General features: G+C 33.9%; 16 protein-coding genes. 12 read left to right on the top strand and 4 right to left on the bottom strand.

Features of this window, described 5'->3' with window-relative positions:
* The first annotated feature begins 53 nt into the window (after nt 1-53).
* Both AC4GZ8_RS15690 and AC4GZ8_RS15695 read left to right on the top strand, forming a co-directional pair.
* Nucleotides 54-539 (top strand): hypothetical protein, encoded by a 486-nt coding sequence (locus AC4GZ8_RS15690; protein ID WP_491082832.1) that lies wholly within the window; start codon nt 54-56, stop codon nt 537-539.
* Between the two features lie 48 nt (nt 540-587).
* Nucleotides 588-884: a hypothetical protein gene (locus tag AC4GZ8_RS15695; RefSeq protein WP_491082833.1), complete on the top strand. Its 297-nt coding sequence runs from the start codon at nt 588-590 to the stop codon at nt 882-884.
* A gap of 175 nt (nt 885-1,059) precedes the next feature.
* On the opposite strand, the gene AC4GZ8_RS15700 is transcribed toward AC4GZ8_RS15695, so the two are convergent.
* The gene (locus tag AC4GZ8_RS15700) at nt 1,060-1,614 is read right to left on the bottom strand and encodes a helix-turn-helix domain-containing protein (RefSeq protein WP_491082834.1); all 555 of its coding nucleotides are present in this window, start codon (nt 1,612-1,614) and stop codon (nt 1,060-1,062) included.
* A 436-nt stretch (nt 1,615-2,050) separates the two neighbouring features.
* Here AC4GZ8_RS15700 and AC4GZ8_RS15705 point away from each other — a divergent pair, with 436 nt between their 5' ends.
* The 3 genes from AC4GZ8_RS15705 to AC4GZ8_RS15715 are packed head-to-tail and all read left to right on the top strand — an operon-like array spanning nt 2,051 to nt 5,021.
* Entirely contained in the window at nt 2,051-3,163 is a 1,113-nt protein-coding gene (locus AC4GZ8_RS15705; protein WP_491082835.1) for an SAVED domain-containing protein, read from the top strand.
* A 21-nt stretch (nt 3,164-3,184) separates the two neighbouring features.
* Nucleotides 3,185-4,369, top strand: a complete 1,185-nt coding sequence (locus AC4GZ8_RS15710; RefSeq protein WP_491082836.1) for a nucleotidyltransferase domain-containing protein — start codon at nt 3,185-3,187, stop codon at nt 4,367-4,369.
* 10 nt (nt 4,370-4,379) lie between these two features.
* Nucleotides 4,380-5,021, top strand: a complete 642-nt coding sequence (locus AC4GZ8_RS15715; protein ID WP_251644855.1) for a ubiquitin-conjugating enzyme family protein — start codon at nt 4,380-4,382, stop codon at nt 5,019-5,021.
* A gap of 431 nt (nt 5,022-5,452) precedes the next feature.
* Here the strand turns inward: AC4GZ8_RS15715 and rpsD are convergent, their stop codons facing one another.
* Nucleotides 5,453-6,055 (bottom strand): 30S ribosomal protein S4, encoded by a 603-nt coding sequence (gene rpsD, locus AC4GZ8_RS15720; protein WP_491082837.1) that lies wholly within the window; start codon nt 6,053-6,055, stop codon nt 5,453-5,455.
* 354 nt (nt 6,056-6,409) lie between these two features.
* Here rpsD and AC4GZ8_RS15725 point away from each other — a divergent pair, with 354 nt between their 5' ends.
* Nucleotides 6,410-8,200: a sensor domain-containing diguanylate cyclase gene (locus AC4GZ8_RS15725; protein WP_491082838.1), complete on the top strand. Its 1,791-nt coding sequence runs from the start codon at nt 6,410-6,412 to the stop codon at nt 8,198-8,200.
* Between the two features lie 166 nt (nt 8,201-8,366).
* Here the strand turns inward: AC4GZ8_RS15725 and AC4GZ8_RS15730 are convergent, their stop codons facing one another.
* Nucleotides 8,367-8,846 (bottom strand): GAF domain-containing protein, encoded by a 480-nt coding sequence (locus AC4GZ8_RS15730; protein WP_491082839.1) that lies wholly within the window; start codon nt 8,844-8,846, stop codon nt 8,367-8,369.
* Between the two features lie 119 nt (nt 8,847-8,965).
* On the opposite strand from AC4GZ8_RS15730, the gene refZ reads away from it, so the two are divergent.
* On the top strand, nt 8,966-9,616 hold the full coding sequence (gene refZ / locus AC4GZ8_RS15735) for a forespore capture DNA-binding protein RefZ (RefSeq protein WP_491082840.1): 651 nt from the start codon (nt 8,966-8,968) through the stop codon (nt 9,614-9,616).
* Here the strand turns inward: refZ and hisJ are convergent.
* Complete coding sequence (gene hisJ / locus AC4GZ8_RS15740; RefSeq protein ID WP_491082841.1) at nt 9,602-10,411, bottom strand: histidinol-phosphatase HisJ; 810 nt, start codon at nt 10,409-10,411, stop codon at nt 9,602-9,604. The genes refZ and hisJ overlap by 15 nt on opposite strands.
* A 330-nt stretch (nt 10,412-10,741) precedes the next feature.
* Here hisJ and ezrA point away from each other — a divergent pair, with 330 nt between their 5' ends.
* The 5 genes from ezrA to AC4GZ8_RS15765 all read left to right on the top strand — a co-directional run bounded on the left by ezrA (nt 10,742) and on the right by AC4GZ8_RS15765 (nt 15,610).
* Nucleotides 10,742-12,457: a septation ring formation regulator EzrA gene (gene ezrA / locus AC4GZ8_RS15745; RefSeq protein ID WP_491082842.1), complete on the top strand. Its 1,716-nt coding sequence runs from the start codon at nt 10,742-10,744 to the stop codon at nt 12,455-12,457.
* A 242-nt stretch (nt 12,458-12,699) separates the two neighbouring features.
* A complete protein-coding gene (locus tag AC4GZ8_RS15750) occupies nt 12,700-13,845 on the top strand; it encodes a cysteine desulfurase family protein (protein ID WP_491082843.1) in 1,146 nt (381 codons plus the stop codon).
* Nucleotides 13,846-13,849: 4 nt separating this feature from the next.
* A complete protein-coding gene (gene thiI / locus AC4GZ8_RS15755) occupies nt 13,850-15,049 on the top strand; it encodes a tRNA uracil 4-sulfurtransferase ThiI (RefSeq protein ID WP_491082844.1) in 1,200 nt (399 codons plus the stop codon).
* Nucleotides 15,050-15,171: 122 nt separating this feature from the next.
* Entirely contained in the window at nt 15,172-15,387 is a 216-nt protein-coding gene (locus tag AC4GZ8_RS15760) for an alpha/beta-type small acid-soluble spore protein (RefSeq protein WP_491082845.1), read from the top strand.
* A gap of 85 nt (nt 15,388-15,472) precedes the next feature.
* The gene (locus tag AC4GZ8_RS15765; RefSeq protein WP_156931967.1) at nt 15,473-15,610 is read left to right on the top strand and encodes a hypothetical protein; all 138 of its coding nucleotides are present in this window, start codon (nt 15,473-15,475) and stop codon (nt 15,608-15,610) included.
* Nucleotides 15,611-15,622: the final 12 nt, after the last annotated feature.

A 15,622-nucleotide genomic window follows, 5' to 3' on the forward strand; every position in this document is an offset into this window, starting at 1 on the left:
CAAAAGGTCATTAAATGAAAATATTTAACCACAAAAAAATGAGGAATGGTTCGATGTTTATATTTAAAAATGAAAATGGAAAAAACTCCTTAGAAATAAATATTGAATACCCTTTTGAGGATTTCTTTTCCTTAGTAAATCACATAAAACGAACCTCAAATCTGGATTTAGTGAGAACAGAAACAAAGCAGTTAATAGATGCTGGTATTCAAGTATGCTCATATAAAATTTACTACAAAGACTTAAATGAAGAGATTGGAATAATGATTAAAGATAGTTCTTATTCAATTGATTTTAGCAGTTTTATTACATTATCTGCTGTTCTAGAGAAGGAAAAGCGTAAGGAACTTGAGAGTAAAAATATAAAAGAAATCAGAATTTTTCTAAATAGCAGAAATGAAACGGATTTGTATGAGGTATGTATTGAGAATATAAAAAAATATTACCTAATGGAATCAACATCTCACCTTTCTAATTATCAAATAAAAAAGATTCTCTCTGGGAAACGTTCATTAAATTATATAGAGATTAGGCTTTAACATAATGGGATTAGATAATATATCACTAGTAAAAAGGAGAATAAACACATGGAAATATACTCTGGTAAATTAAAGATAGAGCTTGCAACAATCGTTGAGTCTTCAGAAGAAAATAATATGAAAAACAAAGCTCATGAAGGATTAACTATGGAATTGATGGGGGAAATTCGACTTTTACTAGGCGCTGCTGGATACATGGTAGGAGCTATTGGAACAACATTGGAGAAAGTTGAAAATCCCAAGTCTAGTGACTATTCTATGATTAAATCCGAAGTAGAGAAATCCAAAAAAGAAATTAACCGCGTGTATAACAAGGCTAGTAGAAGGTCAATTAAAATTGAATAAATTATTTTTTCGGAAGTTTTCGCTAATATAAAAACCGCCTTTATACCTATTAAGGCGGTTTTTATATTCCCGCTCATATACAAAAACAATAAAGTCTTTATATAAACGTTGTATTAGATGAGAAAGGACTAATTTTCTATTTCAGCTGTGACATATAAATGGAGATTTTAAAGCATTAGAAATCCTCTTCAAGTCTTTTTAAAGCTCTTGCATAGGCTGCATTTCGCTCTTTTTCTTCCCAATCAAGATTTTGAAGTATGCGCTGCCAATATATATTCCCTTGTTCTGCATATGATTTTGCAGTTTCTCTCCATAAAAACGCTTCTGCTTCTTCTAAAACAATATATGATCTACTTTGAATTTTGAAATGTGGCATACCTTCCTCTTTTAATAAACTGTATATAGTTGTAGGACTTGTTCTGAAGTAGTCAGCTGCTTCTTTTACCGTTAGGACTGTTCTACCGTAGTATCGTTTTTTTTCCTTTTTGGTTTCTTTTATTAGATCTTTAGAGAATTGATCAAGTTCTTCCCTAATTATCTGCCTGAGAATATCCTCTATCATTCTAGGCCCTCCTTTATTTTTTTCGAAATTAATAATTTCTGATTGTATCTTTGAAACATCCCAATTTTTATCTGGATCTGACCAATCATTCATTTTGTAATCCGAAATTGTCGGTTTAATTTCGTTTTCCTCAAGTATTATCCGGCCTTTAACTTTTAAATGTGGCATAGCTCTTGCATACGTTAATTGACGCAAAACAGAAGAACTAATCCCGTTTATGTTGGCAGCTTCTTTCATAGTAAGATATCTTTTTTTGATCTGGTTATTTGTTGGGGACAAACTTTCTGTAAGTACGATCAGTTCCTCATGGAGAATTTTGGTATAAAGATTCTCAAATAAGAAAGCAATCACCTGTTTTCCATAGTCCACCTCACCTTAAAATGTCATATCCGACTCTATTATAAAACAAAAAAAGAACATATGTTTTGAAATATGTAACTATATTTAAATATTCTGTATTATAATATTAGTAGATAGAGTATTTATAATTTGAGAGTTGGGAGGATATGATTATGGTATATTATCCGAATATACAAAAAATATTAATATAAAGAATTCATTATAGGAATAACAGGGAATTGATTTTCAATAGGGGGCGATAGGTATGTCAAAAACACCAATACCTGAGAAGGTTAAAATAAGGCTATGGGGTAAGGCTGCAGGGCGTTGTCAGTATGAGGGGTGTAATAAGCCTTTATGGTATGACTCAACCACTAAGTCCGAATTTAATTCTGCCTACATAGCTCATATTGTGGCAGATAGTCCTGATGGTCCGAGGGGAGACAAGCAGCGTTCAGAATTATTGAGTAAAGATATTAAGAACCTTATGTTAATGTGTGATACCCATCATAGATTGATAGACCGTGATCAAGTTAAAGAACACCCCGAAGAATTACTTTTGGGGATGAAAAAGAGGCATGAGGAAAAAATGGAGATGCTGACTTCTTTAACAGAAGAAAAGCAATCGACTGTTCTACTATATGGAGCGAATATTGGACAAAATGGTTCAAATGTTAGTATGGAGAAAGCGGTATATGCTATGTTACCTGAAAAATACCCTGCAGAAAAAACGGGAATGGAACTAGGTTTTGAAGGCAGTATGTTTAATGATAAAGAACAATTGTATTGGACAATGGAGGCTGAAAATTTAAGGCGACAATTTAAAGGAAAAGTATTACCTAGAATTGAAGCCGGTATAAATCATATGTCCATATTTGCCCTAGCTCCCCAGCCGCTTTTAATAGAACTTGGAAGATTGTTATCCGATATACAGGCTGCGGATGTATATCAGTTGCATCGTGAACCTTCAGATTGGAAATGGCAAGAGACCCCTGAAGAATTTGACTATGTTGTTATCCCGCCGGATACAAAAACAAATACTGTTGCACTTAACCTTTCATTAAGTGGGACAATAGATAATAGTCGTATTCGGGATGTATTAGGAAACGATGTGTCGATTTGGACATTAACGATAGAAAATCCGTATAATGATTTTTTAAAAAGTAAGGAGCAATTGAGATCATTTAGAGAAGTTTTCAGAAAATTAATGGATCAAATTAAAAGTAACCATGGTCATAAAAATGAACTTCATTTGTTTCCTGCTGCCCCAGTTTCTATAGCTGTTGAAATTGGAAGAGCGTGGATGCCAAAAGCGGATTTACCTTTAAGGATTTATGACGAAAATAATGGCTTTTCTCATGTTTGGAGTATTGAATAATTTAAAAGGAAGTGTTTCGGGTTGAATAATCGGGAAGATATTGTATTAAAGGAATTAGTTGAACGTTTGGATTTACCAGATTCTGCTTATGAGAAGGCAGAAAAAAGATATGAAGATTTAGGAGAATGGTTTAACAGGGATAACTCGAAACTCAGTGGTTATAATGTTCATATCTTTCCTCAAGGTTCTTTTTTGTTAGGTACTGCTATTCGCCCTATTAATGAGGAAGATGAATATGACTTAGATCTTGCCTGTAAGCTACGCCAAGGAATCAGTAAAAGTTCCCATACACAGGAAGAATTAAAAACACTTGTTGGAGAAGAGCTAGAAGCCTACAGAAAAGCAAGAGGAATTTTAGAGCCTTTAGTTCCAAAGCATCGTTGCTGGAGACTTGAGTATCATGATGATATTAGCTTTCACCTAGATATTGTCCCTGCTATCCCCCTCGATGATTTTAAGAAATCTATGCTATTCGAAGCTATGAATATGAGAGGAACAGGGGAGAGTGTTGCAAAGGGGGCATCTGAAAAAGCCATCTCAATTACAGATGACAGGGATCCCAATTATAAAAAAATTATTGATGAGTGGAATATTAGTAATCCTGAAGGTTATAGTATTTGGTTTAATGAACAAAATAAAACTACTGAAAATTACGTTTTATTAGAAAAAGCTCAAGTGGATAAGGTACCACTTTATAAACAAAAAAGCCCTCTTCAGAGATGTATACAAATATTAAAGAGACACCGAGATATTATGTTTGGTGATGATGAATCAAAGCCGATTTCCATAATTATTACAACATTAGCAGCAAGAGCCTATAATGGAGAAAGTGATATATACGTCGCTTTAAGTAATATATTAGAGAAAATGGCTGGTATGATTAATAATCAATCTCCTCGTGTCCCTAATCCGGTCAATCCTGAAGAGGATTTTGCAGACAGATGGGCTATGCCTGAGTACATTCATTTAAACTTAGAAGAGAACTTTAAGATTTGGTTGCAACAGGCTCGGAGAGATTACAATAGTATAACAACACTGAAAGATCCTGTTTTGTTAACTGAAGCCATTAGCAAAAGTTTTTCGATATCAATAAATAGCGAGGAACTCAAGAAAAAACTTGGTTTAAGTAATTCATCTACTCCATTTAGTAAACCGAAAGATCATTACATTAGCGAGCCTGCTAAACCATGGAAACAAAAGATGTAGGCGGTTGGATATGAACTTACACGGAGCATTGGAATTCCTAAATGATTACCCGGAAATGTCTTTTGGTCCTATGAAGAGTAGGGAGTTAAATCTAAGAGGTACATTTAGATTCAGAGCAAATTACGAAGGTGGTCCAATCATAGAGGATAGGTATGAACTAGAGATTTTGATTCCTGAAGGGTTTCCGATTGAACTTCCAAAAGTTAAAGAGTTAAAAGGAAAAATACCAAGGGATAACAATTATCACATTAATCCGGATGATACATTGTGTGTAGGTTCACCACTTAGAGTCATTTTAAAACTCCAAGAATCGGCAACATTGAATACTTATGCGGAAGAATGCCTAGTACCATATTTATATGCCGTTTCTTATAAGTTGAAAAATGGAGGCGACTTTATTTTTGGTGAACTTGAACACGGTAAAAAGGGGATATTCAATGATTACTGTGATATATTAGGGCTTACAAATCCGAATCAGGTTGCTAAAGCACTATCATTGCTTTGTATGAAAAAAAGAATAGCTAACAAGAAAATTTGTCCTTGTGAATGTGGCAAAAGGCTAGGGTCCTGCAATTTTCACATTAAACTAAACACATTAAGATTGGTGGCACCAAGATCTTTTTATAAAAAACATTTATTAGATCTTATTTAGTAACCCTATTTTAAATAAGCATTGGGAGTTAAATCTCAATGCTTATTATCTTTAATCACTACCCTGAACAGTAATTATTATAATAATACTACACCACTACATCTCATTTTTTAATTTATGTTTTTCCTACCTTCAGCACTCGACGCATATTAACCAATGCCTACTTTTTCCTCTTAAATTACCACGGTTAACCTTAACATAATAAATCACATTTACATCATTATCTTTTTTATTCCATGCTAGCAGTGTTTTTCATTCCATTCCTTCACCCATGCTATTATTTTTTTGGCCCCAATTTGGGCCCAGTGGCCCCAGATTAGTGCATTATCTTGCTCCATTTTGCAAAATAAATATAAACGAAAAAAACCCTGAAACGTTGATTTAACAACATTTCAAGGGTTTTATTTGCATTATAATGCTTAATGCTAAGATTAACGAGAGTAGAACTCAACGATAAGAGCTTCGTTAATTTCTGCAGGTAATTCAGAACGCTCTGGTAAGCGAGTGAAAGTACCTTCTAATTTATCTGCGTCGAATGTTAGGTAGTCAGGTACGAAGTTGTTTGCTTCGATCGCTTCCTTAACGATGTCAAGGTTACGAGATTTTTCACGTAAAGTAATAGTTTGACCAGGTTTTACTTGGTAAGATGGGATATCTACGCGACCGCCATCTACAATGATATGACCGTGGTTAACTAATTGACGAGCTTGACGGCGAGTACGAGCTAAACCTAAACGGTATACTACGTTATCAAGACGAGAATCAAGAAGAATCATGAAGTTCTCACCATGTTTACCAGCCATTTTGCCAGCTTTATCAAATAAGTTACGGAATTGGCGCTCATTTACACCATACATGTGACGAAGCTTTTGCTTCTCTTGTAATTGTAAACCGTATTCAGAGATTTTTTTGCGTTGTCCTGGACCGTGTTGTCCTGGAGCATATGGACGCTTTTCTAATTCTTTACCTGTACCACTTAATGAAATACCTAAACGACGAGAGAGTTTCCAGCTTGAGCCTGTATAACGAGCCATGCTAACTCCTCCTTTATGTTTTTATTTTGCATAAAATAAAAACCAGACTGACTGACAATTAAGCACATTTTATTTTCATGTATCCTCGCTCCAGCAGCATAGAGTTACTCGATACACCTCCTTATGAAAAGGGGAATAAAATGAAATCATAATTGCTCCATCAATAGGCTGCATATTTTATACACAACGAACATTATATGTTTTTGTATGTATAAAGTCAAGAAGCTTTACATAAAAAAATAAGATTGATGATATATTGCCTTGTAAATAAAAACTTTTCCACCGCTATATAATAGTTAGTTTTATGATATAATGAATTATCAAATTTTGTAATTTAATGGTATGGGTGATTTTATGAATAATCAGGTTCAACTAAAAGCAATGAAAAGTGCTTTTTTTGATTTTATAAATAGTTGCAAAGATTTTTATTCAGTTCCTGATATAAATAAGGAGCTTTCTAATGTTATACAAAGAGAGCTTGCTATTAGTCATGTTGCTTTTTATCCTTACAATCAAAGTCATTCATTGTTTCCGCATATGAAATCATTCCCATTTAAATTGTACCTACACAAATTCAAGGCAGGACAAGCTTTTTGGAATCATAAGGATGTATTAATCCCTGTTTTTAGTAACGGATTTTTACAAGGCGTTATCGAGTTAAAGGACTTTCATGAGGCTGACCTTTGTGCTGATTTACATGAAGTTTCAAAAGTATGTTCAAATTTTTATAGCTATTGCTTAGAGATTCTTCAATTAAAGTTAAAGGAACAAAAAAATGAAAAGTTATATTTGCTTACAGAGCAGTTCCACTCTTTAATGAATAAGGATGATGTCTTAGTAGCATTAATAGAAACATTGCAAAACATGTATACGGACTTTACGTTCTATTTGTTTCTATCACATGATAATGAAAACAAAAACCATTTACCGATAAAAAATCTAGGCTTTGATGATCAAGATGATGATGAAATGGCTATGGAAGCTTTTGTTACGGGAAAAGCTTTGTTTACTAGCCATGAACAAAAGAAAAGCACAGCCCTGTATTCGCCTTTAAAAGGAAAACAAGGTGTGTACGGTGTCTTGCAGGTAGTTGCACATGATTCGATAACAATAAATGATCAAGATCGGAATTTTATTACGATGCTAACGAATGCTGCTGGAACTGCGATGGAAAATGCTCAGCTTTACGACCAATCAAAAAGGCTAATTAAAGATTTGCAATTAATTAATGAAACCTCACACAGATTAAACAAAAATCTTAGATTAATAGATACAATGAATTATATGTCTAAGCGAATCTTAGAATCTTTCGAAGCAGATGAGGTAGGTTTCTATTATAAAAATCATAATAAAGATATTCAAATTTTCCCAGGGAGCACAAGTTATTTTGAATCAGAAGAAGTAAAAGTTTATATTAACTATATTCAGGAGAAGCTTGAAAAAGATTTAGAGGGATTGTTTTTAGGAGACATCACATCATATTTGCCTAATGTGCCATATTCTTCCGTAATGGCTGTTCCGATGGTTCAGAGTGATACTCTTAAAGGTTGTGCTCTTGTTTTACATAAAAATCCATATCATTTCTCTTTTGATATGTTTAAATTACTTCAATCACTCATACACCATTCCACACTAGCTTTATCAAATTCTTTATTAAGAGAAGAGCTTGAGACATTAGTTAAGACTGATCAATTAACACAATTATATTCACGCAATTATATGAATTCTTGTATTGAAAACTCGATGAAGATCGATCGGCAAGGTACATTTATTTTAATTGATATCGATAATTTTAAGGCTGTAAATGATACGTATGGACACCAAGTAGGTGATGAAGTCCTCATTCAGGTTGCGAAAATAATGAAAAATAATATTAGGGATCATGATATTGGAGCAAGATGGGGTGGAGAAGAATTGGCGATCTATTTACCTCATGTTGAAATTGATATTGGAATAGCTATTGCAGAAAGAATTGTGAAAAAAGTAAAAGAAAACACTTCGCCGACTGTAACAATCTCCTGTGGTGTATCAACTTGGAAGGCTGAAAATGGAAAAAATTATGATCAGTTGTTTAGCCGAGCAGATAAGGCTTTATATAGTGCAAAGAATTTAGGGAAAAATCAAGTCATTGTTCAGGTGAGCTAAAAGCAGCTCACCTTTTTTATTTTTTATCCAACTCTTAACAGGTAGTAAGACCCCTGCATCATGCTATTAAGTTTAGAAAAAGGGAAGTGGAGAATAACTGTCCGTAAAAAGGTTTAATTGGTTCAACTAACCATCAGTGGGGAACCCCATTGATGGAAGTTTCACTTTATAATAGCTCTGCTAGAACGTCAACAAACTCTTCTAAAAAAGCTTGATCCTGTTCATTGAATCGATCTTTTGAAGGACTATCGATATCGAGGACACCAATAACTTTACCTTGGGATACAAGTGGGACAACAATTTCCGAGTTAGAAGCGGCATCACATGCTATATGCCCTGGGAATTGGTGCACGTCTGCAACTCTTAATGTTTCTTTATTTGCAGCAGCAGTACCGCAAACTCCTCTTCCTAAAGGGATTCGTACACACGCAGGAAGACCTTGAAAAGGTCCTAATACAAGCTGATCTTCTTTCATCAGATAGAAGCCTACCCAGTTGATATCATCTAAAAATTGATTTAATAAAGCTGAGGCATTAGATAGGTTTGCAATTAAATCTTTTTCACCTTCTACCAGTGCCTTTAATTGTCTAATAACTAAAGAATATTGTTCAGGCTTATTGCCTTGGTATTTTTCGACATGAAACATCTTTTTTTACCACCTTTTGATTATTTTTTTAATGTAAATAAAACTTTGTCGAGAAAAACATGAAGGAGTAATTCCCCTAAAAATTGAATTTGTAACATAAGGTATAGGGGGTGTGAAATGTGATTCAAGAAAATAAAAGAGATACTAAACAAAAAATAATAAATGCAGCTATCTATCTTTTTAACTCGAAGGGATTTACTGGAACTTCTGTTAGGGAGATTGCTGCAAGAGCAAATGTTAATGTTGCCCATATTTCTTATTATTTCAAAGGTAAGGGTGGTTTGCTAGAATACTTAGTGTCCCATTACTATGAAGGATACTTAAAAGTGATTGAAGAAAATTACACCCAAATTCAGTTTAGCCATGCTCACGCAGTATTAAGTAAAATGATTCTTGATTTGCTCTACTATCAGCATGAAAATCGCCAACTTTCAAGATTGGTCTATCGGGAAGTAACGGTGGATTCCGTGCTGATCCGTGAAGTAATGACAACTTATTTAACAAAAGAAAAATATTACATTAAATCATTATTCGAACAAGGGATCGAGGAAGGACAGTTTCGAAAAGGTTTTGTCCCACATATGATTATTCAGCTAAGAAGTCTTTTGCATACTCCGTATTTACAGCCCCAATACATGAGTGAGGTCCTTCATATTCAACCACATGAAGCGTATTTCGTCCATCAATATTACAAAGAATTAAAAATTTGGCTTAATTCCTTGTTAACAGAACCTACTTCAAAAGATAGTCGTTTATTAGCGATTCGTTAAAAGATCATAATGTGTATAGTTCTTTCCAACATCCCTGGCACTATGGGCATCAGAACCATAGATGAGAGGGATTTTTTGTTTTTGAGCTAATTGTACGATATCTGGATTTGGATAAGTTTCTCCACAATACTCTTTCCTTAATCCGGCAACATTAAAATCCAGTTCCATGTTTTGTTCTTTAACGGAAGCTAGAATTTTCTCAATGATGTTTAGATTCGAAAAAGTTATTGGGTATACCTTTTGAAATTTATTCACCAATGTAATATGACCAATTCGATTAGGCTTATACTCTCCTAATCGACTATGAATAGATTGTAAGACTTCATTATAATAAATTTTATGAAGATTATATAGGGTACCTGCTTCATGAAGCATTAAACCAAATGTCTTTTCATCATAATCCATGCAATAGTATTGATCATTAATCTTCAAAAAATGGACGGATAAAATACTATCATCTAGAAATTTGCCATATTTGTCTAAGAAATCTGTTATTTCTTGTTCGTAGTCTTTAATATAGTCGACTTCTAATCCAATATGGATACGAATATCGTTTTTATACTTTTCTTTTCTCCTTTGAATACTTTCAATATAATCTTCCATTTGGTTATGTTCCATTGCGCTATCTTTCATTGGTGTTGGATCAATGAATCCTTTTGGAAGCGGAGCGTGTTCCGTAAAAGTTAAATCTGTAAATCCTTCTTTGATTGCTTGTTCAATATACATGTCAAGTGTGTCCTTTGTTCCATGTGGACAAAAAGGTGTATGAACATGTCCGTCCTTTTTAGTATACATAGTACCCTCCTGATCTTTAAAATCCTAATTCGACCCCTTTTGATAGGTTCTTGATTGTCATTTTATTGACTTGAACAAATAATGTAAAAAAATTAAAATTTCTGGTCAAAAAATGTCGTTTACATGGTATCATAAATACATTGAAAATAACATTAGGAAAGTCTCAATGATATGACGATAATAAGAAGTATAAGGGCATAGTTATCGTGTGAAATTTTCAAACTGAAATTATCATACATTAAAATATAAAATTGATGTTTTCTTAAACGTCAATGGAGAAAATATTTTCTCCTTAATCAAGGATTTTGTGTAGTAACGAGGGGGCTAACTATGGAGGTTTTAATTGGACTAGTCCTTCTGATATGTATTTTATCTGGTGCTGGATACATGTTTAGAAGAAAGATCTATAAAGAGGTTGATCGATTAGAGGCACGAAAAATTGAAGTTATGAATCGTTCCATTATTGATGAATTATCAAAGGTGAAAGAATTAAAAATGACTGGACAAGCAGAAGAATTGTTCGAACAATGGAGAAGTGAATGGGATGAAATTATCACTAGTCAACTTCCGGAGATTGAAGAGCTTTTGTTTGATGCAGAAGAATTTGCTGATAAATACCGATTTAATAAGTCACAAAATGTCCTTCAACATATTGATAAGATGTTAATGACAGTCAACGAAAATATTGACAAGATCATTGAGGAGATCAATGAGTTAGTAACAAGTGAGGAAAAGAACGCTATTGAAAGTGAAGAGGTTAAAGAGTTATATAAAAAAGTGAAAAAAACCTTATTAGCACATAGCCGACAGTTCGGTAAAGCACACAGGAAATTAGATGAGGATTTAACCTTAATTACAGATTCTCTTAAAGAATTTGATACTGAGACAGAACAAGGAAATTACCTCCTAGCTAGAAAAGTATTGATCAATTTAAAGCAACAGCTTGACGTTCTTCAGTATAAAATGGATGAAATCCCTAAATTATTAACTGAATGTACTGTCACCATTCCTAATTTAGTTAATGAACTAAAAGAAGGCTATAAAGAAATGATGCAGGCCGGATATTACTTAGAACATATTCAGCTGGATGTTGAACTTGACAAAATAAATGATAACTTAGAAAAGTTTCAAGTGAAGATTGAGGAAGCAGACCTTGATGATGTTCAGGAAGGGCTTCAACTTATACAAGAATCTGTCGACCAATTATATGATCTCTTAGAAAAAGAGGTCGAGGCAAATCAATTTGTAAAACAAAAGACAGATCAAATTAGTGGTAATCTGGATAAGCTATCTGAACAAAAGATAGCTACGATTGAAGAAACAAATCTTGTTAAGCAAAGCTATCAATTATCAGAAACTGAGCTTGATAAGCAAAAGCTAATAGAAAAGCGTATTACACAGCTAGAAAAGAAATTTGCCCAAATTCAGCAAAATCTTTTAGAAGATCAAGTTGCTCATTCCATCGTCAAAGAAGAACTTGAAGAAATTGAAAAGCAAATCTTTGAACTGCTTGATGAGCACAACCAGTATCGTGAAATGCTTCAAACACTTAGAAGAGATGAGCTTGAAGCACGAGAGAAATTAGTTTCATTAAAACGAATGCTTTTAGAAACAACAAGATCTGTTCAACTTAGCAATATTCCAGGACTTCCTGAGGAGTTTGTACAGCTTATTGAACAAGGAAAAGGAGATGTTCAAAAAGCAACTATGAAATTAGAGGAAATTCCTCTCAATATGATGATGGTGACTGAGTTGCTTAAAAATGCAGTTGAAACAGTAGAATCTCTTAAAGAATTTGCGGATGAATTAATTGAACAGGTTAATTTATTTGAGCAAGTCATTCAATATGGTAATAGATACCGTAGTCGTCAGCCTCAGTTAGCAAACAAATTTATTGAAGCAGAGAAATTGTTTAGAGAGCATTTATATAAGGAAGCTTTAGATGCTGCGGCAGCTGCTATTGAACAAGTTGAACCTGGCTCAATGGATAAGATTCAAAATTTATTAAATGAACAGCAAGATGATCAAGTTTTAGTTCGAAAATAGTTTGCTGAAATTTTAACAGGAATGAAAGATGTAGGGGTAACCTTCTCTTTGTATTTCCTGTTTTTTTATACGTGTGTATAAATGATAAGGGTAACTATGGCTCTATCTTCGCCTATATAAAAATTCGCCTAATGGCGAGTTTTTGTATAGGCTTATATCATTCATTTTTCTTTCGCGCTGCGTTGTGATATGATTACACATTGATAAAAGCTTTAATTACATAGCTATTTGGAGGAACCAAAATGTTGTATCTAGACAACAGTGCAACGACAAAACCATATAAAGATGTACTATCAACTTATATTAAAGTAACAGAGGAATACTTTGCTAATCCCTCTTCAATTCATAAGTTAGGGAGTGAAGCTGAGGTTTTATTAACTCAGTCAAGAAAGCAAGTTGCAAATTTATTAGGTGTCTCAGATGAAGAGATCATTTTCACATCAGGTGGGACAGAAGGAAATAACCTTGCTATTAAGGGTGCAGCATTTGCAAATCGCCATAAAGGAAACCATATCATTACAACTGTTATTGAACATCCTTCTGTTTTAGAAGCATGTAAACAATTAGAATCAATTCATGGTTATCAAGTAACATACTTAGAGGTAGACGGAAATGGAAGAGTAGCTGTCGAGGATGTTAGAGAAGCACTTCAAAAGAATACTGTTCTTGTTTCAATTATGCATGTCCATAATGAAATAGGAACAATACAGCCAATTGAAGAGATTGGACAGGTTATTAAACAAAACTCAAATGCGATTTTCCACGTTGATCATGTTCAAGGTGTTACAAAGGTCCCTTTGGAATTTTACAAATCAGAGATCGATTTATGTACAATTTCAGGACATAAGTTTCATGGTTTAAACGGAACAGGAGCTTTGTTCGTAAGAAAAGGTGTTCAGCTCGTCCCTTTATTTTCTGGAGGAGCTCAAGAGTTACAATTAAGATCTGGTACAGAGAGCTTGGCAGGGAATGTGACGTTGGCTAAGGCATTAAGAATGTCTTTTGAAAAGGGAAACCAGCAAATCGAGAGTCTTTTTCAAACTCATAAGAAATTAAGATCTGAATTAATGAAAATAGAAGGCGTCAAAATAAATACCCCTGAGGATTTTTATGCACCGCATATCATAAATTTCTCAGTACCAGCTTTAAAATCAGAAGTGCTTATCCACTTTTTTGGTGAAAACAATATTTTTGTATCAACAACATCTGCTTGCTCATCAAGAAGTAAAAAAATGAGCCAGGCATTACTTTCAATGAATAAGAGCGAAGATATTGCTAAATCCGCAATCAGGGTTAGTTTATCACTTGATCACAATGAAAACATGATTGATCCTTTTGTGTCAACACTTAAAAAAGGGATAGAAAAATTAACCAAAGTAATGAGGTAGAAAAATGGAATTTGATCACATATTAATACGGTTTGGGGAAATATCTACTAAAGGAAGAAATAGGAAAAAATTTGTTGATCGGTTGAAAACAAATATAAAGGAAGTGCTCAATCAATTTCCTGCATTAACCTATCAAGCTACAAGAGATCGATTATACATTCATTTGAATAACGAGAATCATGAGGAAATTGTTGAGAAACTTAAACTTGTTTTTGGCATTCAATCGTTTAGTTTGGCTATGAAGTGTAAAAGTGATTTGACTGATATAAAAGAAATAGCCTTAAAAGCTGTGAAAAGCTTATATCAACCAAATGATACGTTTAAAGTAACGGCAAAGAGAGCAAATAAGCAGTTCCCTCACGATACGAATGAACTTAATTACCAAATTGGGAGCCATATCTTAATTCATACTGATGATCTTAAGGTCGATGTGAAAAATCCAACAATAAATGTTCGGGTTGAAGTTCGTACTGAGGCAACGTATATTACATGCTATGATTACAAAGGCGCTGGAGGGTTACCGGTTGGATCAGGCGGTAAGGCTGTATTATTATTATCAGGCGGCATCGATAGTCCTGTTGCTGGCTTTTTGTCTTTAAAACGGGGGGTAGAACTGGAAGTTGTCCATTTCTTCAGTCCACCGTATACAAGTGAGCGAGCTAAACAAAAAGTGATTGATTTAACAAAAGAATTAACCGCATATGGCGGCAAAATTAAGCTTCATATTGTTCCTTTTACAAAGATTCAAGAAAAAATTCAGGAACAAGTTCCAGAAAATTATACAATGACTTCAACTAGAAGAATGATGGTGAAAATTGCTGATCAACTTCGACAAAAACAACAAGCATTGGCACTAATTACGGGAGAAAGTCTTGGTCAGGTAGCTAGTCAAACACTTGAGAGTATGGTGGCGATTAATGATGTGACAAGCACACCGATCTTAAGGCCGCTTATTACAATGGACAAAACAGAGATCATTGATATTGCCAAAAAAATTAATACACATGATATTTCCATTAGACCTTACGAAGACTGCTGTACAATTTTCACTCCTGCAAATCCAAAAACTAAACCTAAAGTCGATAAAGTATCAAGGTTTGAAAGCTTTGTGGATTTTGATGAGCTTGTAAAAGAAGCAGTGAATAATATAGAAACCTTAACAATCACGCTTGATCAAAAGGATAATTTTGAAGCTTTATTTTAATCAATCAAACTGGCATGAAGTTGCATGGAAAACAAACGATATTTTGTGAAGAATTACCAAAAAAATAAATGAATGAAGCCATGTGTATTTACACATTCTATACTCACAAGGAGGTGATACACATGGCACAAAATAGATCAAACAACTCTAATCAATTATTAGTAGCTGGAGCTCAACAAGCTATCGACCAAATGAAGTTTGAAATCGCTTCTGAATTCGGTGTTAACTTAGGAGCTGAAACAACTTCACGTGCTAACGGTTCTGTCGGTGGTGAAATCACAAAACGTTTAGTTTCTTTTGCTCAACAACAAATGAGTGGTTCTTTCCAACAACAATAATTAAATAAAGAATGGCTACTAAGGGTGGGGGCAACCCCGCTCTTTTTCATTTAAATAGTTATGAGCAAGGAGGAACCGAAATAATATGACTAGAGATGACCGTGAAAATATCGCTGAAGACGGTGAAAGAGAACAACAACAAAGATTAGAAAAAAGCAGGAAACAACAAAGAAAAAGAAGAAATGAACCAAAAAATGCAAAACAAGCAAATGAACAAAGTTAAATAAATAGATAT

It is taken from the genome of Metabacillus sp. RB-C-LZQ-3-1, from assembly GCF_058315175.1.